The organism is Pseudonocardia sp. 73-21, assembly GCF_001899645.1.
Lineage (GTDB): Bacteria > Actinomycetota > Actinomycetes > Mycobacteriales > Pseudonocardiaceae > Pseudonocardia.
This window is the reverse complement of record NZ_MKVV01000014.1, coordinates 15,621-34,642: the sequence shown is the minus strand read 5'-3', so window position 1 is coordinate 34,642 and position 19,022 is coordinate 15,621. Positions and strand designations below refer to the sequence as shown.

Below are 19,022 nucleotides of genomic sequence, written 5' to 3'. Positions count from 1 at the left end.
GGATCGATAACGGCCTGGTCACAGACCGGACACGGACTGCTCCCCCGGCAGTCCGCCCGAACCCCCGACGGGACGTCCGCCCGGGCCGCGAGATCCGGAAGGATAGGTAGTGTCCCGGCACCGCTCCCCCCAGCGCCGGCGCGCTCACCTCGGGCCCCCGCTGCTCGCCACGGCGACAGCGGGGGTCGGTGGCGCCCGGCTCACCGTCACCCCGTCCACGACGGCGCGCTTCGTCGCCACGGTCGTCGCCGGTGGCGCGCTCGCCGCGGCCGGCCAGCAGGCCCTCGGCGCCGCCCTTCCCGCTGCGTCCGACGGCGCCAACGTCCTGCGGCTGGGCGTCGAGGAGTTCCTGGGTACGCCCGCCGCGCCGACCGCCCCCGTGGACGTCCCGGTGCCCGTGGACGAGGCCCGGGCCGCCGTCGGGCCCGTCACCCCAGCCACGCCGGTCGTGGCCGACGCGGCCGCGCTCGTCAAGGCCGCCGGCCTGCAGGAGGCGGCGCAGGCCGCCGCGGCCGCCGACAAGGCCCGTGCCGACGCCGCGACGCAGGCCGCGGCGGCGAAGGCGGCCGCCCTCGCCGCCGGTGTCGAGATGGTCGTCGGGCAGGTCACCTCCGGCTTCGGCGGCCGCTGGGGCACCGTCCACCAGGGCCTCGACATCGCCGCCCCCATCGGCACCCCGATCCACGCCCCGCTGGCCGGCACCGTGATCAGTTCCGGTCCCGCCAGCGGGTTCGGCCTGTGGGTGCGCCTGCAGCACGCCGACGGCACCATCACCGTCTACGGCCACATCAACCGCTCGCTCGTCACCGTCGGCGAGAAGGTGCAGGCCGGGGACGAGATCGCCGAGGTGGGCAACCGCGGCGAGTCCACCGGCCCCCACCTGCACGTCGGCGTCATGATCGGCGGCGTGTACGTGGACCCGCGCCCGTGGCTGGACCAGCACGGAATCAGGTACTGATCTTCCCGCCCGCCGACGGCGGGCACCGTCATGTGCCGCGGCCCTGCTCCGGCCCCGGTCTCGTCGCGTCGATGTGCTACTGCTCGAACGCCTCCAGCGCCCGCATCTTGTTGGTGACGTCGAGTGCGGCCACCTTGTACGCCTCCGACAGCGTCGGGTAGTTGAGCACGGTGTCCACGAGGTAGTCGACGGTGCCGCCGCACCCCATGATCGCCTGACCGATGTGCACCAGGTCGGTGGCGTTGGTGCCGAACACGTGCACCCCGAGCAGCGTGCGGTCGGTCGTCGACACCAGGAGCTTGAGCATGCCGTAGGAGTCGCCGACGATCGCGCCGCGCGCGAGCTCCCGGTAGCGCGACATGCCCACCTCGTAGGGCACCGAACCCATGGTCAGCTCGGCCTCGGTCTTCCCGCAGTAGGAGATCTCCGGGACCGTGTAGATGCCGATCGGCTGCAGTTCCTGCAGCTCACGGGCCGGTTCACCGAACGCGTGGTAGGCCGCGAGCCGCCCCTGGTCCATGCTCGTGGCGGCCAGAGCCGGGAAACCGATCACGTCGCCGACCGCGAAGATGTGCGGCACCTCGGTGCGGTACTGCTTGTCGACGGTGATGCGCCCGCGCCTGTCCGCCGACAACCCGGCCTTCTCCAGGTCGAGCTCGTCGGTGACGCCCTGACGCCCGGCCGAGTACATCACCATGTCGGCGGCGATGCGCTTGCCGCTGGCCAGGCTCGTGACCGTGCCCTTCGAGGTGATCTCGACCTTCTCCACCTCCTCGCCGAACCGGAAGGTGACGGCCTGGTCGCGCAGGTGGAACTTCAGCGACTCGACGACCTCGGGGTCGCAGAACCCCAGCATCTGCGGCTGCTTCTCCACCACGGTGACCCGCGTGCCGAGCGCGGAGAACATCGACGCGTACTCGATGCCGATCACACCCGCGCCGACCACCACCAGGGAGCTCGGGACGCGCTGCATCCCGAGCACGCCGTCGGAGTCCATCACGTGGTTCTCGTCGAACTCGACCTCGGCCGGCCGCGCCGGCCTGGTGCCTGTGGCGATGACGATGTTCTCCGCCGTGACCGTGTTGTGGTCGCCGCGGGTGTCGCCCTCCACGGCGACGGTGTGCTCGTCCACGAACCGGGCCGTGCCGCCCAGGATGTCGACGTGGTTGCGCAGCAGCTGGTTGCGGATCACCTCCACCTCCCGCCCGACGACGTGCGCGGTGCGCGCGAGCAGGTCGGCGATGGTGATCTCGGACTTCACGCGGTAGCTGGCGCCGTACATGTCGCGCTGGGCGAAGCCGGTGAGGTAGAGCACTGCCTCGCGCAGCGTCTTCGACGGGATCGTGCCCGTGTTGACGCAGACGCCCCCCATCATGTTGCGCCGCTCGGCGACGCACACCCGCTTACCCAGCTTGGCCGCGGCGATCGCGGCCTTCTGGCCGCCCGGTCCCGAGCCGATCACCAGCAGGTCGTAGTCGTACATCGGCGCCCCTTCGTGCGTGCCGGACGACCGGTCGGCCGTCCTCCGCCCCGGTCAGCGTCGCGGGCCGGGGGCCGCACGGCAAGGCGCGCACGCTAACAGTCAACGACGACAGGACGGGGTCTCGGCGACGTCCGGGTCTCCGGTTGTCCCCATCGCGCTCCCGGACGCCGGTTCCGGGCCGGTTGTCCACACCCGAACGGTGCAACGGTGGCGCCGCGCCGCCGGACCGACGCAGCCTCTGGGCATGCGAACCACCGATCCCCGGCCCATCGATCCCCCGCCCATCGATCCCCCGCCCATCGATCCCCCGCCCATCGATCCCCCGCAGGTCGATCCACTGCGCATCGGCGAGCCGGCCGAGCTCGTCGCGGCGCTGCCGTACCTGCTCGGCTTCCATCCTCGCGAGTCGCTGGTCCTCGTGGCCACCGGAGGCAGCAGCGGCCGCCGGTTGGGTCTCACCGTGCGCGTCGACCTTCCTCCACCCGACGACGTCGGCGCGGTGGCCGAAGCCGTGGTGGCAAGCCTGATGCTCGACGACCCGGCCGGGGCCGCGGTGGTCGTCCTGTCCGCGGGAGCGGATCCACCGGCCCGTGCTCTGGTCGACCACGTCGTCGACCACCTCGGCTCGCGCGGCCTGGACGTCCACACCGTGATGTGGGCCGAGTCCGCCACCGCCGGGGCGCGCTGGAGCTGCTTCGACGATCCGGCGTGCTGCGGTGGCCTGGTGCCCGACCCGGCCGCCACGGCCTTCGCCGCCGCGGCGGTGGCGCGGGGTGCGGTGGCCCGGGCCGACCGGGCCGATCTGGAGCACCAGGTCGCGGCCGCCGACGGTGCCCGCCTGGCCCGGCGGGAGGCCATGATCGTCGATGACGCGGCCGTCCTGCCGGACCGCACCGCCGCGCTGGCCGCGGTCGACGCCGCACTCCGCGACGCGGCGGCGGGCCGGCTCGTCCTCGACGACGAGCAGGTGGTGGCGCTGGCCGCGGCCCTGTCCGACGTGCGGGTGCGTGACGCCGCGATGCTGCGCGGAGCCGGACCGATGGCCGCCGCGGCCGAGCACCTGTGGGCGGCGCTGTGCCGCGAGACGCCCGATCCCGAGGCCGCCGAGCCCGCGGCCCTGCTGGCGGTGTCGGCGCTGCTGCGCGGCGACGGCGCGCTGGCCCATGTCGCCCTCGACCGCGCCGAACGGGCCTGGCCCGGCCACCGCCTCACCGGGCTGCTGCGCCAGGTGGCCGACGCCGGCATCCGGCCGGGCGTGTTCCGGGACTGCATCGGGGCGGAGGACGTCTGCGTGGGGAGCGCGGGATGAACCGTTCAGCCGGCGTGGCGCTCCTGGGCGAACCGCCACGCGTCGCCCACGATGGTGGCGATGTCGGTGCGCTCGGGGGTCCAGCCGAGGTTGCGCTGCGCGGCCTCGCTGGAGGCGATCAGCACGGCCGGGTCGCCGGCGCGGCGGGGCGCGGTCACGGCGGGGATCGGGTGGCCGGTCACCGTGCGGCAGGCCTCGATCACCTCGCGCACCGAGAAGCCCTGGCCGGAGCCCAGGTTGTACACGGCGTGCGTGCCCGGCCGGGCCTGGGTCACGGCGAGCAGGTGGGCGGCGGCGAGGTCGTCCACGTGGATGTAGTCGCGCACGCAGGTGCCGTCGGCGGTCGGCCAGTCGTCGCCGTAGACGGCCACCGACTCCCGCGTGCCCGCGGCCACCTGCAGCACGATCGGGATCAGGTGGGTCTCCACGGCGTGCCGCTCCCCGAAGCGCCCGTGGGCCCCGGCCACGTTGAAGTACCGCAGGCTCACCGCGGCCAGCCCGTGCGCGTCGGCGTAGGAGGTGATCATGTGGTCGATCGCGAGCTTGCTGGCCCCGTAGGGGTTGGTGGGCAGGGTGGGGGAGGTCTCCCGGATCGGCACCTCCTCGGGCTGGCCGTAGGTGGCGGCGGTGGAGGAGAACACCAGCCGCGGGGTGCCGTTCTTGCGGATGGCCTCCAGCAGCCGCAGGGAGGTCACCACGTTGCCCTGCCAGTACAGCTCGGGGTGCTCCACCGATTCGCCCACCAGCGACTTCGCCGCGAAGTGCAGCACGCCGTCGAAGCCGTCGCCGAGCAGGTCGTCGGCGGCCTCGGCCAGGTCCGCCTTCACGAACTGGGCTCCGTCGGGCACCGCGTCGGCGTGGCCGGTGGACAGGTCGTCCAGCACGGTCACCTCGTGCCCGGCCTCCAGCAGGTGGGCGGCGCAGACGCTCCCGACGTAGCCGGCTCCGCCGGTCACGAGCAACTTCACGGTGGTCCTCCTCGGATGGTGGGCCCCACCGTCTCACGGCCCGTGGGCGTGACCTCAGCGAGCCCGGACGAGCACCGCGTGGGCGATCAGCGGGGCCACCGACGAGTCGGCACCGCCGGCCTTCACCGGCACCGCGTCGCCGAAGCGGGCGATGGCCTGCACGTCCACCTCCTCGCCGGGCACGACGCCCGCCGACTTGAGCTCGGCCATGAGGTCGGCGTCGACCTGCACGTGCTCGGCGATGCGGCGCACCTCCACGAGGCCGCCGCCCCGGCGGGCGAACTCGTCGAGCCGCTGCAGCCCGATCTCCAGCGACGGCGGCGTCGAGATCCCGCGCGCCGTCTCGGGCAGCCGGGCGAGCTCGTCGAGCCCGGGGATCGGGTTGCCGTAGGGCGAGATCGTGGGGTTGTCGAGCAGCTGCACGAGCTTGCGCTCCACGGCGTCGCTCATCACGTGCTCCCAGCGGCAGGCCTCCGCGTGCACGAGCTCCCACTCCAGCCCGATCACGTCGGTGAGCAGGCGCTCGGCCAGACGGTGCTTGCGCATCACGGCCACGGCCCGGTTGCGGCCGTCGTCGGTGAGCTCCAGGTGGCGGTCGCCCGCCACCACCAGCAGGCCGTCACGTTCCATGCGCGCGACGGTCTGGCTCACGGTCGGGCCGCTCTGCCCCAGCCGCTCGGCGATCCGTGCGCGCAGGGGCGTGACGCCCTCCTCCTCGAGCTCGTAGATCGTCCGGAGGTACATCTCGGTCGTGTCGATGAGGTCATTCACGCGCACAGCCCTTCCGTCAAGGGTCCATCCTATCCGGGCAACACGTCGCGCAGCTCATCCCATCCCGGGCAGGATGACCAGGTGATTGCACTTCCCACCCCGCTCGTCACGCCGTCCGACCTGCAGGCCGCCCTGGCCGGGCCCGACGTCCCCGTCGTGATCGACGTCCGGTACCGCCTCGGCGGTCCCCCGGGACGCCCCGACCACGACGCCGGCCACATCCCCGGCGCGGTCTTCGTCGACCTCGACACCGAGCTGGCGGGCGCCCCGGGTGCCGGGGGACGGCATCCGCTGCCCGACCCGCAGCAGCTGCAGGAGGTGCTCCGCCGGGCCGGGGTGCGCGGCGGGTCCACGGTGGTGGCCCACGACGACGGCAACGGCTCCATCGCGGCGCGGGCGTGGTGGCTGCTGCGGTGGGCCGGGTTCCCGGCCGACCGGGTCGCGGTGCTCGACGGGGGATGGGCGGCCTGGGTGGCGCAGGGTCGGCCCACCACGGCCGAGCCCTCGCGGCCGGTCGCCGGTGACGTCACCGTCCGACCCGGCGGCATGCCGGTGCTCGACGCCGACGGCGCGGCGGCACTCGCCGGTTCCGGGCTGCTGCTCGACGCCCGCGCCGGAGCGCGCTACCGCGGCGAGACCGAACCGGTGGACCCCCGCGCCGGGCACATCCCCGGCGCCCACAACATCCCCACCGCGGATCTCGTGGGATCCGACGGGTTCTGGCTCCCTCCGGAGGCGTTGGCGGAGCGGTTCGAGCAGGAAGGCGCCGGCGACGGCCCGATCGCGGCCTACTGCGGATCCGGTGTCACGGCCGCGGCGCTCGTGCTCGGTGCCGAGCGAGCCGGTCTCCGCCCGCCGGAGCAGCCGGTCGCGCTCTACGTCGGCTCGTGGTCGAACTGGTCGGCCGATCCCGCCCGCCCTGTCGCCATCGGGGCCCAACCGTGACACCGTCGCGGTCATGACTCCCCGTGCGGCGGTGGTGTGGACGCCGGAGTTCCTCCGCTACGACCTCGGCGACGACCACCCGCTCGACCCGGTCCGCCTCGACCTCACGATGCGCCTGGCCACCGAGCTGGGCGTGCTGGAGGGCGTCGAGCCGGTGGTGCCCACCCAGGCGCCCGACGAGGAGGTCCAGCGCATCCACGTGCCGTCGTACCTGACGGCGGTCAAGTCGGCGCCGGAGATCCCGTTCGGCGTGGGCCACGGGCTCGGCACCGACGACAACCCGATCTTCCTCGGCATGCACGAGGCGAGCGCCCTGGTCTGCGGCGGGTCGCTGGCCGCGGCCCGGGAGATCGCGGAGGGTCGCGCCGACCGCGCCGTCACCATCGCGGGCGGGCTGCACCACGCCATGGCCGACCGCGCCGCGGGGTTCTGCGTCTACAACGACTGCGCGATCGCCATCTCCTGGCTGCTCGACCACGGTTACGACCGCATCGCCTACATCGACGTCGACGTGCACCACGGTGACGGCGTGCAGGCCGCCTTCTACGACGACCCCCGGGTGCTCACGATCTCGCTGCACCAGCACCCGATGACGCTGTGGCCCGGCACCGGCTGGCCGGGGGAGTACGGCCGCGGGAAGGGGGAGGGCTACGCCGTGAACGTGCCGCTCCCGCCCGGCACCGCCGATCCGGCGTGGCTCCGCGCGTTCGACGCTGTCGTGCCGTCGCTGGTCGGGGCGTTCCGGCCGCAGATCCTCGTCACGCAGTGCGGCGCCGACACCCACGCCGAGGACCCGCTGGCGGATCTCGGACTCTCGGTCGACGGCCACCGGGCGATCTACCACGAGCTGCGCGAGCTGGCCGAGCGCTCGGCGGGTGGCAAGTGGCTGGCCACCGGCGGCGGCGGCTACGGGCTGTTCCGGGTGGTCCCGCGTTCCTGGACCCACCTCATCGCCACGGTGCTCGACCGCGACGTCGACCCGAACCGGCCGCTGCCCGCCGGCTGGATCGCGCACACGGCCGGGCTCACCGGCCAGGAGCTGCCCACCTCGATGACCGACGGTCGCGACACCGCCCACACCCGGTGGATGGAGGACTCCGACCGCGTCGACGCCGCCGTGCTCGAGACGCGTCGCGCGGTGTTCCCGTTGCACGGCCTCGACCCCGACGACCCCCGGGACTGACATGCAGCCCACCAGCACGCCCGACAACGACCCGGTCGACTTCGGCCCCGGCTACCCCCGCCACTGGGAGGCCGACGTCGTGGCGTCCGACGGCGGCATCGTGCACCTGCGCCCGATCCTGCCCGGCGACGCCGAAGCGTTGCTCCGGTTCCACGAGAGCCTGTCCGAGCGCACCCGCTACCTGCGGTTCTTCGGCCCCTACCCGCGCATTTCCGACAAGGACCTGGCGCGCTTCACCACGGTCGACCACCACGCGCGGGTCGGGTTCATCTGCCTGCTCGGCGACGAGATCATCGCCGTCGGGCGCTACGAGGGGCTACCGACGGGCGACGGCGCCATCACCACGGCGGAGGTCGCGTTCGTGGCCCGCGACGAGCACCAGGGCCGCGGGCTCGGCTCCATCCTGCTGGAGCACCTCGCGGCCGCGGCCCGGGAGAACGGCCTGCGCCGGTTCGAGGCCGAGGTGCTCGTGGAGAACCACGCCATGGTGCGGGTCTTCCGGCAGGCCGGCTACCAGGTGAGCCGCGCGTTCGCCGACGGCGTGCTGCACCTCGAGTTCGACATCGACCCCACCGACCAGTCGCTGGCGGTGCGCGACGCCCGCGAGCAGCGGGCCGAGGCCCGCAGCATGCACAACGCGCTGCACCCGGGGTCGGTGGCGGTCATCGGCGCGTCCGCCGATCCGTCGAAGATCGGGCACGCGGTGCTGGCCAACCTGCTGCGGGCCAAGTTCACCGGTCCGGTGTTCCCGGTCAACGCCGACGCCCGCTCGATCCGCGGGGTGCGCGCGTACGCCTCGGTCACCGACATCCCCGACGAGGTCGACCTGGCCGTCGTCGCGGTGCCGGCGGCGGGCATCGACGAGGTCATGGACTCGTGCCTGGAGAAGGGCGTCACCACCCTGGTGGTGATCAGCGCGGGCTTCGCCGACGCCGGCGAGGGCGGCACCGTCGCGGAGCGGCGGCTGGTGAGCGAGGCCCGGGCGCACGGGATGCGGGTGATCGGGCCCAACGCCCTGGGCATCGCCAACACGGCCCCCGACGTGCAGCTCAACGCCACGCTGGCCCCCGACATCCCCGGGATGGGACGGGTCGGATTCTTCTCGCAGTCCGGCGCGCTGGGCACGGCGATCCTCGCCTCGGCCAAGGAACGCGGCCTGGGCCTGTCCACGTTCGTCTCCGCGGGCAACCGCGCCGACGTCTCGGGCAACGACATGCTGCAGTACTGGCAGACCGACCCGGCCACTGACGTGGTGCTGCTCTACCTGGAGACGTTCGGCAACCCGCGCAAGTTCGCCCGCCTGGCCCGGCGGCTGGCCCGCACCAAGCCGATCGTCGCGGTGAAGAGCGGCCGGCACACGGGCCCGACGCCGGCGCTCGCCGCCAGCGGCGTCCCGATCGACGACGCCAGCGTGCGCGCGCTGTTCGAGCAGTCCGGCGTGATCCGCGTCGAGACGCTCTCGGAGCTGTTCGACACCGCGCTGGTGCTGGCCTACCAGCCGCTGCCCGCGGGCCCGAGGGTCGCGGTGGTGGGCAACTCGAGTGCTCTCGGGCTGCTCGTCAGCGACGCGCTGCTCGACGAGGGCATGGAGCTGGCGGGCGCTCCGGTGGACGTCGGCGCGGCCGCGCCGCCCGACGAGTTCGCCGCGGCCGTCGCCAAGGCGGCGGGCGACGAGGGCACCGACGCGCTGGTCGCGGTGTTCGTCCCGCCGATCGCCACTCCGGGCGCCGACTACGCGCGCGCCCTCCGCGAGGCCGTCGGCGGTGTGGACAAGCCCGTGGTCGCGGTGTTCCTGGCCGCCGAGGGGGTACCCGTCGAACTCGCCGTCCCGGGGCCGGACGGCACCCCGATGCGGGGGTCGGTGCCGAGCTTCCCGAGCCCGGAACGCGCCGCCGCGGCGCTGGCCCGCGTCGGTCGCTACGCGCGGTGGCACGCCAACCCGGTCGGCGAGTTCGTCTCGCCCGACGGCGTCGACACCGAGCGGGCCCGCGAGCTCGTGGCCCGGTTCGGGTCCGACCGGCGCCACGCGCTCAGCGACGACGAGACCATCGACCTGCTCGCCTGCTACGGCATCACCCTCGCGGCGTTCCGCCGGGTGGTGGGTGCGGACGCCGCCGTGGCCGCGGCGGAGGAGGTGGGCTACCCGGTGGCGGTCAAGGCCGCCGGTGAGCGCTGGCGCCACCGCACCGACTTCGTCGGCGTCCGCCTCGACGTCGCCGGGGCCGCCGAGGTGCGCCGCGCGGTGGAGGACCTGGCCGGGCTCACCGGCGAGCAGGACCTCTACGTCCAGCGGATGGCGCCGAAGGGCATCTCGTGCGTGCTGGAGATCGTCGACGACCCGTCCTTCGGCTCCCTGCTGTCGTTCGGGCTGTCCGGCCTGGCCACGGAGCTGCTCGGCGACCGGGCGTTCCGGGTGGTGCCCGTGTCCGACCAGGACGCGGCCGCACTCGTGCGGGCGCCGCGGGCCGCGCCCCTGCTGGCGGGGTACCGGGGCACCGAGCCCACCCGGCTCGACGCGATGGAGGATCTGGTGCTGCGCGTGGGTCGCCTCGCCGAGGACCTGCCCGAGATCCGGTCGCTGGCGCTCGACCCCGTGCTGGCCTCGGCGGAGGGGGTGTTCGTCACCGGGGCCCGGATGGTGCTGGGACCGCCGCCGCACCGCGACGACGGGGGCCCGCGCCGGCTCCGCTGATCAGGGGGTCACCGCCATGAGCAGGGCGTCGGCCATCTCCCGGCCGAGCTCCTGCGGCGTGCGGGGGCCGGTGGGCCGGTACCACTTGTAGGTCCAGTTCACCGCGCCCAGGCAGAGGTTGACGAACACCTTCGGGGCCATCGTGAGGTGCATCTGCGGGTGCGCGGCGAGATGGCCGCACAGCGCGTCCACGGCCACGTCCTCGAACGCGCGCCGGCGCACCAGCAGCTCCTCGGCGAGGTCGGGGCGCAGCTCGTCCTCCTCCTCGAAGCAGATCTTGAGCAGCTCCCGGTTCTCGCACGTGTAGACCACGCGCGACACCAGCAGCTCGCGCAGCCCGTCGAGCGGGGTCGGGGCCGCGGCCACGGTGGCCCGGGCCATCCGCAGGCTCTCGTCGAGCACGTCGGAGTAGATCCGGACGAGCAGCTCCTCCTTGTTGCGGAAGTAGTGGTAGAGCGTGGGCTTGGACAGCCCCACGCCCGCCGCGATCTCGTTCATCGACGTGGCCCGGTAGCCGCGCGTCCCGAATATCTCCACCGACGTGGCCAGCACGCGCGCGCGTTGGGCGTCGGCCCGGGTGGTCGGCTCGGACATGCACTCTCCTTGACAGGCGGGACCCGGCCCACTCTACTAGTGGTCGACCGTCCGGTCGGTCGAAAAACACTGGAGGACCCATGACCTGGGAGCTCGACGACGAGCACCGCGATTTCCAGGCCTCGTGCCGGTCGTTCGTCGACCGCGAGGTGCGCCCCCGGGTGGACGCAGCCGAGGCGTCCGGCACGTTCCCGGCCGACCTGTGGAAGCCGCTCGGCGCGGCCGGGCTGCTCGGCCTGGTCACCCCCGTCGAACACGGGGGTGACGACGGCGACGGTCTCGCCGTGGCGCTGCTGGCGGAGGAGCTGGCGCGGGCAAGCGGCGGCATCGCCGTCACGGCGCTGGTCAGCGCCTACATGGCCGCGCCGCACATCGCCCGGTACGGCACGCCGGCGCAGCAGGCCCGCTGGCTCCCGCCGCTGGCCACGGGGGAGGCCGTCGCGTCCATCGCGGTCACCGAGCCCGGCACCGGATCCGACGTCGCGGGTGTCACCACCACGGCCCGGCGCACCGACGAGGGCTGGGTGCTGAACGGCCGCAAGATGTACATCACCAACGCCGGGCTGGCCGACCTGTGGATCGTCGCCGCCCGCACCGGTGACGCGGGCCGCGGCGGGGTCACGCTGTTCCTCGTCGAGACCACCGCGCCGGGTGTCTCCACGGGCGCGCCGCTCGCGAAGATGGGCTGGCACTCCTCCGACACCCGCGAGGTCGTCCTCGACGACGTCACCGTCCCCGCTGACGCGGTGCTGGGGCAGGAGAACCGGGGCTTCTACCAGATCATGGAGGCCTTCCAGCTCGAACGGATCGCGCTCGCCGGGATGGGCATCGGGCACGCGGCCGAGTGCCTGGACCTGGCGTCGGACTACGCCCGTCAACGGGAGGCGTTCGGCGCCCCGCTCACCCATCTGCAGACGGTCCGGCACAAGCTCGCGCTGATGGAGATCGAGCTGGAGGCGGCGCGCCTGGTCACCTACCAGGCCGCGGCGAGGCTCGACGCCGGTCATCCCGAGGCGGCGAAGTCGGTGGCCCGGGCCAAGTACGTGTCCGCCGTGGCGTGCAACCGCATCGTCGACGACGCCGTGCAGCTGTTCGGCGGCGCCGGGTTCGTCGAGGAGTCGCCGGTGGCGCGGCACTACCGCGACGCCCGCATCCTGCGGATCGGCGGGGGCACCGACGAGATCCAGCTGGAGATCCTGACCCGCGGCATGGCCTCGTGACCGCCGCCAGCCGCCCGTCCCGGCCCCGCGGGTCGGCACTTCCCAGCGCGCGAGTCGGCGGTTTCCGGTGCGCGAGTCGACGCTCCGGGGGGTCGGGATGACCGTCGAGGCCGAACGGGTGGCCCCGGCCCCGGACGAGGTCGTCCCGGACGAGGTCGCCACCGCCACCGAGCGCGCCCGCGCCGGGGGCGACCCCGCGCGCTGGCCCGACAAGCTGCCCGTCCGCGACCGGCTCGCCGTCCTGTTCGACCCCGGCACCTTCGTCGAGGACGGTCTGCTCGCCACGGCCGCCGACCAGGCCCTGGCCGCCGACGGCGTGATCACCGGCGTCGGTCGCGTCGACGGGCGACCCGTCGCGGTGATCGCGCACGACTTCACCGTCAAGGCCGGGTCCTGGGGCGAGCTGACGTGTGAGAAGCAGATCCGCATCCTGGAGCGCGCCGACCGCGACCTGCTCCCGGTGGTCTACCTCGTCGACTCCGCGGGCGGCCGCCTCACCGACCAGATGGGCTTCTTCCCCGGCCGCCGCGGCGCGTCGGCGATCTTCCAGCTGCAGGTGAAGCTCTCGGGCCGGGTGCCCCAGCTGTGCTGCCTGCACGGGCCGAGTGCCGCGGGCGGGGCGTACATGCCGGCGTTCTGCGACTGGGTCGGGATGGTCGAGGGCAACGCGTCGATGTACCTCGCCAGCCCGCGGGTGGCGGAGAAGGTGACCGGCGAGCGCACCACGCTGGAGGACATGGGCGGCGCGATGATGCACGCCACCGTCTCCGGCTGTGGCGACGAGGTGTTCGACGAGGACTGGGAGGCCATCGCGGCCGCGCGGCTGCTGCTGAGCTACCTCCCCGACGACTTCCGCTCCGCGCCCTCCGCGCTGCCGGCGAAGGAGCCGGAGCGCGAGGACTGGGCCGGCCTCGTCCCGGCCGACCCCAACACCGCCTACGACGTGCGCGGGGTCGTCGACCGGCTCGTCGACGCGGGCAGCTTCTTCGAGATCAAGGCCCGTTGGGCGCAGGAGCTGGTCACCGGGTTCGCCCGGCTCGACGGGCGCGTCGTCGGCATCGTCGCCAACCAGCCGCAGGTCCGCAGCGGCGCCATCTTCGTCGACTCAGCCGACAAGGCCACGAAGTTCATCTCCACCTGCGACGCGTTCAACGTCCCGCTCGTGTTCCTGCAGGACGTGCCCGGTTTCATGGTCGGTGTCGAGATGGAGCGGCAGGGCATCATCCGCCACGGCGCGAAGATGATCACCGCGATGGCGAGCGCCGAGGTGCCGAAGTACACCGTCGTCCTGCGCAAGGCCTACGCCGCGGGCTTCTACGCGATGTGCGCACCGGGCTTCGAGCCGCGCGCCACGATCGCGCTGCCCACGGCCACGATCGGCCCGATGGGCGCGGAGGCGTCGGTCAACGCGGTGTACGCCAACAAGATCGCCGCCATCGAGGACGACGAGGAACGTGCCGCGTTCGTCACCGCCCGCACCGCCGAGCAGCAGGCCGACATCAACCTGCTCCGGATGGCGTCCGCGCTCGTCGTCGACGCCGTGGTGCAGCCCGAGCAGCTGCGCGCCGAGCTCGTCGCGCGCATGGTCGACGCCGACCGCTGGACCCGCACCACCGGCCGCCGCCACCACCCGATCAGCCCCGTGTGACCCCTGTGCGCGGATATCAGCGCCCCAGCACCGATATCCGCGCACGACCCCGGCCCACCCCAGGAAGGACGCCGATGTCCGACACGCCCGACAGCCTCGCCCAGTTGCTGAACGCGCCGATCATCCCGCTCCCGGCCGAGTGGACGGTGCCCGAGCGCGTCGAGCAGCTCGCCGCCGCCCGCGCCCTCGACGGGCCGGACGCCTACTGGGAGTGGGTGGCGCAGCAGCAGCGCTGGTCCACGCCCTGGACCACGGTGCGCACCGGCGGGATCGAGGACTTCCGCTACTTCGAGGGCGGCCGCCTCAACGTCGCCGACAACTGCGTCGACCGCTGGGCCGAGGACCCCGCCACGGCCGGCCGCGCCGCCGTGGTGTGGGAGGGCGAGCCCGGCGACACCCGCACCCTGACCTACGCCGAGCTGGCCGACGAGGTCAGCCGCCTCGCCGCCGGTCTGCTCGAGCTGGGCGTCACCAAGGGCGACGTCGTCGCGATCTACATGCCCAACCTCGTCGAGGCGTTCACGTCCATCCACGCCTGCAACCGGATCGGCGCGATCTACACGGTGCTGTTCTCCGGTTTCGCCGAGGAGGCCGTGGCGTCGCGACTGGCGGCGGCGCGGGCGAAGGTCGTGGTGGTGGCGGACGCGATCTACCGCCGTACGAAGCCGATCCCGCTGCTGGAGACGCTGCGTGCCGCCCGCGTCCGGACGCCGACGGTCACGGCCACGGTGGTCGTCGACCGCACCGGCGACGGCGTGCCGCTGCTCGAGGGCGAGCACGCCTACGCGAAGGTCCTGGAGACGGGCGCCGCCGGTACGCCGGCCGTCCCGCTCGACCCCAACGAGCCCTCGTTCCTGATCTTCACGTCCGGCACCGAGTCGAAGCCCAAGGGCGTGGTGCACAGCGTCGGCGGGTTCCTGCTCGGCACGTGGGCCAACGCGCACTGGCAGGCCGGCTACGAGGAGGGTGACGTCTACTGGGTGGCGGCCGACGTCGGCTGGCTGACGTTCCCGATCCAGGCCGTCGTCGGCGGGCTGGCCTGCGGCATGACGATCGCCTGCTTCGAGGGCGCGCTGGACACGCCGACCACCGCGCGGTTCTACGAGATCTGCGAACGGCACGCCGTCACGAAGGTGCTGTGCGCGCCCACGCTGCTGCGGATGCTGCGCAAGTTCGGGGACGACCTCGCCGCCGCCCACCCGCTGCCGGGCCTGAAGCTGATCACCGTGCAGGGCGAGCCGCTGGACGGCGACACGTTCGGCTGGACCACCGACACGCTGCACGTGCCGGTCGTCAACGCCTACGGGCAGACCGAGACCGGCTCCACCTGGACCTACCCCGTCTACGGCGCCGAGGACCTCAAGGCGGGGTCGGTCGGCACCCCGGTGCCCGGGCACGCGTACGAGATCCTCGACGACGACGGGCAGCCGGTACCCGCCGGCGTCAAGGGGAACCTGGTGCTGACCAGCCCGTTCCCCACGCTGGCCCGCACGGTCTGGGACGACCACGACCGCTACCTCGCCACCTACTTCTCGCGGTTCCCCGGCAAGTACGCCACCAACGACGAGGCCGTCCTCGACCACGACGGGCACCTCTGGGTGCTGGGCCGCGCCGACGACGTGATCAACGTGGCCGCGCACCGCATCTCGACGATGGAGATCGAGGCCGTCGTCACGGCGCACCCCGACGTCGTCGAGGCCGCGGTGGTCGGCGTCCCGGACGTCACGAAGGGCACGGTCCCGATCGCGTTCGTGACGCTGCGGACCGGCGCCGGTGACGACGCGTCGGCGCAGATCCGGGCGCGCGTGGTGCAGGAGATGGGCGGCTACGCGCAGCTCGACCGCGTCTACGTGACGTCGGCGATGCCGAAGACGCGCACCGGCAAGACGATGCGCCGGCTGCTCCGGGACGTCGTGGTGCACGGCGGGCCGACCGGCGACATCTCCGCGATGGAGGACCCGTCGGCGCTCGACGCCGTGGCGGCGGTGGTGAAGCCGTGACCGGCATGTGGTTCGACGACCTGAAGCCCGGCCTCGTCGTGGAGGCCGCGACCCGTCGCACCGTCACCGAGACCGACAACGTGCTGTTCACGACGATGACGATGAACCCCCAGCCGCTGCACCTCGACGCGGAGTTCGCGGCCGGCACCGAGTTCGGGAAACCGCTGGTGAACTCGATGTTCACCGTGGCGCTGGTGGTCGGGCTGGCGGTGCCGGAGCTGACGCTGGGCACCACCATCGCCAACCTCGGCTTCTCCGACATCCGGTTCCCGAAACCGGTCTTCGCGGGCGACACGATCCGGGTGTCGACCGAGGTGGTCGACGCCCGCGCGAGCTCGTCGCGGCCGGACGCCGGCGTGGTGACGTTCCGCCACGACGCCTACAACCAGCGCGGTGAGCTGGTCTGCCAGGCGACGCGGGCGGCGTTCATGCACCGCCGTCCGGCGTGACGTCGCAGCGCGTGGGTCTCGTCGCAGCGCGCCGGCGGGCTGCGACGTGACCACGCGGGCTGCGACGATGGGCCGGTGACGACCTCGCTGCGTTCCCTGTTGTTCGTTCCCGGTGGCCGCGGTGACCGCATCGCCAAGGTCGGGCGCTTCGGCGCCGACGGGGTGGTGCTCGATCTCGAGGACGCCGTGGCCGTGGCCGACAAGGACTCCGCACGCGCCACCGTGGTCGAGGCGCTGGCCACGCTCGACGTGCCCGACGGCACGACGGTGCTGGTGCGGGTGAACGCGCCGGGCAGCCCGTGGTTCGTCGAGGACGTCGCCGCCGTGACGGGCACCCGCGCCGACGGGGTGGTGCTGCCCAAGCTCGAACACGTCGACCAGCTCGACGGCCTGAACGGGATGCCGGTCGTCGGCGGCCTGGAGACCGCGCTGGGCGTGGCCGACGCCCGCCCGCTGCTCGCCGAGGGGGCCGAGCGGGGTCTGATCGGCGCCTACTTCGGAGCCGAGGACTTCATCGCCGACATGGGCGGCCGGCGCACCGCCGATGGCACCGAGGTTCTCTACGCCCGCAGCCGGGTGGCCCTGGCCGCGAGGCTGGCCGGGGTGTCCGCGCTGGACCAGGTGGTCACGGCCGTCCGGGACGACGACGCCTTCCGCCGCGACGCCGAGCAGGCGCGCGCGCTGGGTTACCCCGGCAAGCTCTGCATCCACCCGTCGCAGGTCGCCCTGGCCCACGAGATCTTCACCCCGAGCGAGGCGGAGATCACCCACGCCCGCCGCGTGCTGGAGGCGTCCGAGACAGGGGTCGGCCTCCTGGACGGCGAGATGGTGGACGACGTCCACGTCCGCATGGCCCGCGCCACCCTCGCACGCGCCCGCCCGACCCCCTGACCCGCGAGTTCGCCGTCTGGCCGAGCGAGTTCGCCTACCAGCGGCGACGTCCGGCCAGACCGATCCGATCGTCTGGCGAACTCAGCCCGGGAGATGGCGAACTCGCCGGGTGGGGTGGGTGGGGGGCGTCAGCGGCGGAAGGTCACCTGCAGCGTCGGCTGGCTGACCTCGGAGAAGAAGTCCTCGCCCTTGTCGTCCACCACCACGAACGCCGGGAAGTCCTCCACCTCGATCTTCCAGACCGCCTCCATGCCCAGCTCGGGGTACTCCAGCACCTCGACCTTGCGGATGCAGTCCTGCGCCAGCCGCGCGGCGGGGCCGCCGATGGAGCCCAGGTAGAAGCCGCCGTACGTGGCGCAGGACGTCGTCACCTGCTGCGAACGGTTGCCCTTCGCCAGCATCACCAGCGAACCCCCCGCCGCCTGGAACTGCTCGACGTAGGAGTCCATGCGGCCGGCGGTGGTCGGGCCGAACGACCCCGACGCGTAGCCCTCAGGTGTCTTGGCCGGGCCCGCGTAGTAGACGGGGTGGTCGCGAAGGTACTGCGGCATCTCCTCACCCGCGTCCAACCGCTCCGCGATCTTCGCGTGGGCGATGTCGCGGGCCACCACGAGCGTGCCGGTCAGCGACACCCGCGTCTTCACGGGCAACGTCGAGAGCTGCGCGCGGATCTCGTCCATCGGGCGGTTGAGGTCCACCTGCACGACGTCGTCGGACAGGCCGTCGGCGACGTCGGGGAGGAAGCGCGCCGGGTCGGTCTCCAGCTGCTCCAGGAACACGCCCTCGGGGGTGATCTTGGCCTTGGCCTGGCGGTCGGCCGAGCACGAGACGGCGATGCCGACGGGCAGCGAGGCGCCGTGGCGCGGCAGCCGGATCACGCGCACGTCGTGACAGAAGTACTTGCCGCCGAACTGGGCGCCGATGCCGAAGTTGCGGGTGAGCTCGAGGACCTGCTGCTCGAGGTCCTTGTCCCGGAACGCGTGCCCGATCTCCGAGCCCTCCGAGGGGAGGTTGTCGAGGTAGCGCGCCGACGCCAGCTTCGCGACCTTGAGGTTGTACTCCGCCGACATGCCGCCCACGACGATCGCGAGGTGGTAGGGCGGGCAGGCCGCGGTGCCCAGCGAGCGGAGCTTCTCGTCGAGGAACTTCGCGAGCTTGGTCGGGTTGAGCAGCGCCTTCGTCTCCTGGTAGAGGAAGGTCTTGTTGGCCGAGCCGCCGCCCTTGGCCATCACCAGGAACTCGTACTTCGGGGTCTGCCCGGGCACGGAGTAGAGCTCCACCTGCGCGGGCAGGTTGGTGCCCGTGTTCCTCTCGTCCCAGAACGACGTGGGCGCCATCTGCGAGTAGCGCAGGTTGAGCTTGTCGTAGGCCTCGAAGATGCCGCGGGACACCGACTCCTCGTCGTCGCCGCCGGTCAGCACGGTCTCCGTGCGCTTGCCGACGACGATCGCGGTGCCGGTGTCCTGGCACATCGGCAGCACGCCGCCCGCCGAGACGCACGCGTTGCGCAGCAGGTCGGTGGCCACGAAGCGGTCGTTGGGCGAGGCCTCGGGATCGTCGACGATGGCACGCAGCTGGGCCAGGTGCGACGGCCGCAGCATGTGCTGGATGTCGTGCACGGCCTCGGCGACCAGCGACGTGATCGTCGACGGATCGATCTCGAGGAACGTCCGGCCCGCGGCCTCCACCACCTTGCCGGGCGGGAGGTCGAGGCGGCGGTAGTCGGTCTCGTCCGGACCGAGCGGGAGCACATCGGTGTGGTGGAACTGGGGCACGAGACCACGATAGGTGGTCGGGAGGCCGGACCGGCCCCCGACCAGTCCGACCTCCCGGAGGAAGCGCACCCCGGCGCGAACCGGGGTCACGCAGGTCTCCGGACGGAGACCCTCCCTCTTCGGGGGGTGCGCGTCA

At 73.2% G+C, this 19,022-nt stretch carries 15 protein-coding genes; 10 read left to right on the top strand and 5 right to left on the bottom strand.

Features of this window, described 5'->3' with window-relative positions:
- The first annotated feature begins 109 nt into the window (after positions 1–109).
- Positions 110–958, top strand: coding sequence for a M23 family metallopeptidase (locus BGP03_RS02040; protein WP_296370647.1), 849 nt, complete (start codon positions 110–112; stop codon positions 956–958).
- Positions 959–1,034: 76 nt separating this feature from the next.
- On the opposite strand, the gene sthA is transcribed toward BGP03_RS02040, so the two are convergent.
- The gene (sthA, locus tag BGP03_RS02035; RefSeq protein WP_296370646.1) at positions 1,035–2,441 is read right to left on the bottom strand and encodes a Si-specific NAD(P)(+) transhydrogenase; all 1,407 of its coding nucleotides are present in this window, start codon (positions 2,439–2,441) and stop codon (positions 1,035–1,037) included.
- Positions 2,442–2,685: 244 nt separating this feature from the next.
- On the opposite strand from sthA, the gene BGP03_RS02030 reads away from it, so the two are divergent.
- Positions 2,686–3,750, top strand: a complete 1,065-nt coding sequence (locus BGP03_RS02030) for a DUF4192 domain-containing protein (protein ID WP_298799720.1) — start codon at positions 2,686–2,688, stop codon at positions 3,748–3,750.
- 5 nt (positions 3,751–3,755) lie between these two features.
- On the opposite strand, the gene galE is transcribed toward BGP03_RS02030, so the two are convergent.
- Both galE and BGP03_RS02020 read right to left on the bottom strand, forming a co-directional pair.
- Positions 3,756–4,718, bottom strand: a complete 963-nt coding sequence (gene galE, locus BGP03_RS02025) for a UDP-glucose 4-epimerase GalE (RefSeq protein ID WP_296370644.1) — start codon at positions 4,716–4,718, stop codon at positions 3,756–3,758.
- 54 nt (positions 4,719–4,772) lie between these two features.
- Positions 4,773–5,489, bottom strand: a complete 717-nt coding sequence (locus BGP03_RS02020) for a metal-dependent transcriptional regulator (RefSeq protein ID WP_296370643.1) — start codon at positions 5,487–5,489, stop codon at positions 4,773–4,775.
- A gap of 81 nt (positions 5,490–5,570) precedes the next feature.
- Between BGP03_RS02020 and BGP03_RS02015 the strand changes: the two genes are divergently transcribed.
- The 3 genes from BGP03_RS02015 to BGP03_RS02005 are packed head-to-tail and all read left to right on the top strand — an operon-like array spanning position 5,571 to position 10,309.
- Positions 5,571–6,434, top strand: a complete 864-nt coding sequence (locus BGP03_RS02015) for a sulfurtransferase (protein WP_298799721.1) — start codon at positions 5,571–5,573, stop codon at positions 6,432–6,434.
- A gap of 13 nt (positions 6,435–6,447) precedes the next feature.
- On the top strand, positions 6,448–7,617 hold the full coding sequence (locus BGP03_RS02010) for an acetoin utilization protein AcuC (RefSeq protein WP_296370641.1): 1,170 nt from the start codon (positions 6,448–6,450) through the stop codon (positions 7,615–7,617).
- A gap of 1 nt (position 7,618) precedes the next feature.
- Positions 7,619–10,309, top strand: a complete 2,691-nt coding sequence (locus BGP03_RS02005) for a bifunctional GNAT family N-acetyltransferase/acetate--CoA ligase family protein (RefSeq protein WP_296370640.1) — start codon at positions 7,619–7,621, stop codon at positions 10,307–10,309.
- Here the strand turns inward: BGP03_RS02005 and BGP03_RS02000 are convergent, their stop codons facing one another.
- Complete coding sequence (locus tag BGP03_RS02000) at positions 10,310–10,903, bottom strand: TetR/AcrR family transcriptional regulator (RefSeq protein ID WP_298799722.1); 594 nt, start codon at positions 10,901–10,903, stop codon at positions 10,310–10,312. It lies immediately after the preceding gene.
- An 80-nt stretch (positions 10,904–10,983) separates the two neighbouring features.
- On the opposite strand from BGP03_RS02000, the gene BGP03_RS01995 reads away from it, so the two are divergent.
- From BGP03_RS01995 to BGP03_RS01975, 5 genes are all read left to right on the top strand, one after another.
- Complete coding sequence (locus BGP03_RS01995) at positions 10,984–12,123, top strand: acyl-CoA dehydrogenase family protein (RefSeq protein ID WP_296370638.1); 1,140 nt, start codon at positions 10,984–10,986, stop codon at positions 12,121–12,123.
- 97 nt (positions 12,124–12,220) lie between these two features.
- A complete protein-coding gene (locus tag BGP03_RS01990) occupies positions 12,221–13,771 on the top strand; it encodes an acyl-CoA carboxylase subunit beta (protein ID WP_296370637.1) in 1,551 nt (516 codons plus the stop codon).
- 74 nt (positions 13,772–13,845) lie between these two features.
- Entirely contained in the window at positions 13,846–15,771 is a 1,926-nt protein-coding gene (locus BGP03_RS01985) for an AMP-binding protein (RefSeq protein WP_296370636.1), read from the top strand.
- 5 nt (positions 15,772–15,776) lie between these two features.
- Positions 15,777–16,220 carry a MaoC family dehydratase gene (locus BGP03_RS01980; RefSeq protein WP_296370778.1) on the top strand — a complete coding sequence of 148 codons (444 nt, stop codon included), beginning with the start codon at positions 15,777–15,779 and terminating at the stop codon, positions 16,218–16,220.
- A gap of 75 nt (positions 16,221–16,295) precedes the next feature.
- Positions 16,296–17,111, top strand: a complete 816-nt coding sequence (locus tag BGP03_RS01975) for a CoA ester lyase (protein WP_296370635.1) — start codon at positions 16,296–16,298, stop codon at positions 17,109–17,111.
- 128 nt (positions 17,112–17,239) lie between these two features.
- Here BGP03_RS01975 and BGP03_RS01970 read toward each other — a convergent pair whose 3' ends face one another.
- Positions 17,240–18,886: a fumarate hydratase gene (locus BGP03_RS01970; RefSeq protein ID WP_298799734.1), complete on the bottom strand. Its 1,647-nt coding sequence runs from the start codon at positions 18,884–18,886 to the stop codon at positions 17,240–17,242.
- Between the last annotated feature and the right edge of the window lie 136 nt (positions 18,887–19,022).

Coding starts and splice junctions, on each gene's coding strand:
- sthA (WP_296370646.1), bottom strand. CDS start 2,441: ATGTACGACTACGACCTGCTGGTGATCGGCTCGGGACCGGGCGGCCAG.
- BGP03_RS01990 (WP_296370637.1), top strand. CDS start 12,221: ATGACCGTCGAGGCCGAACGGGTGGCCCCGGCCCCGGACGAGGTCGTC.
- BGP03_RS01985 (WP_296370636.1), top strand. CDS start 13,846: ATGTCCGACACGCCCGACAGCCTCGCCCAGTTGCTGAACGCGCCGATC.
- BGP03_RS02005 (WP_296370640.1), top strand. CDS start 7,619: ATGCAGCCCACCAGCACGCCCGACAACGACCCGGTCGACTTCGGCCCC.
- BGP03_RS02030 (WP_298799720.1), top strand. CDS start 2,686: ATGCGAACCACCGATCCCCGGCCCATCGATCCCCCGCCCATCGATCCC.
- BGP03_RS02000 (WP_298799722.1), bottom strand. CDS start 10,903: ATGTCCGAGCCGACCACCCGGGCCGACGCCCAACGCGCGCGCGTGCTG.
- BGP03_RS01980 (WP_296370778.1), top strand. CDS start 15,777: ATGTGGTTCGACGACCTGAAGCCCGGCCTCGTCGTGGAGGCCGCGACC.
- BGP03_RS02010 (WP_296370641.1), top strand. CDS start 6,448: ATGACTCCCCGTGCGGCGGTGGTGTGGACGCCGGAGTTCCTCCGCTAC.
- BGP03_RS01995 (WP_296370638.1), top strand. CDS start 10,984: ATGACCTGGGAGCTCGACGACGAGCACCGCGATTTCCAGGCCTCGTGC.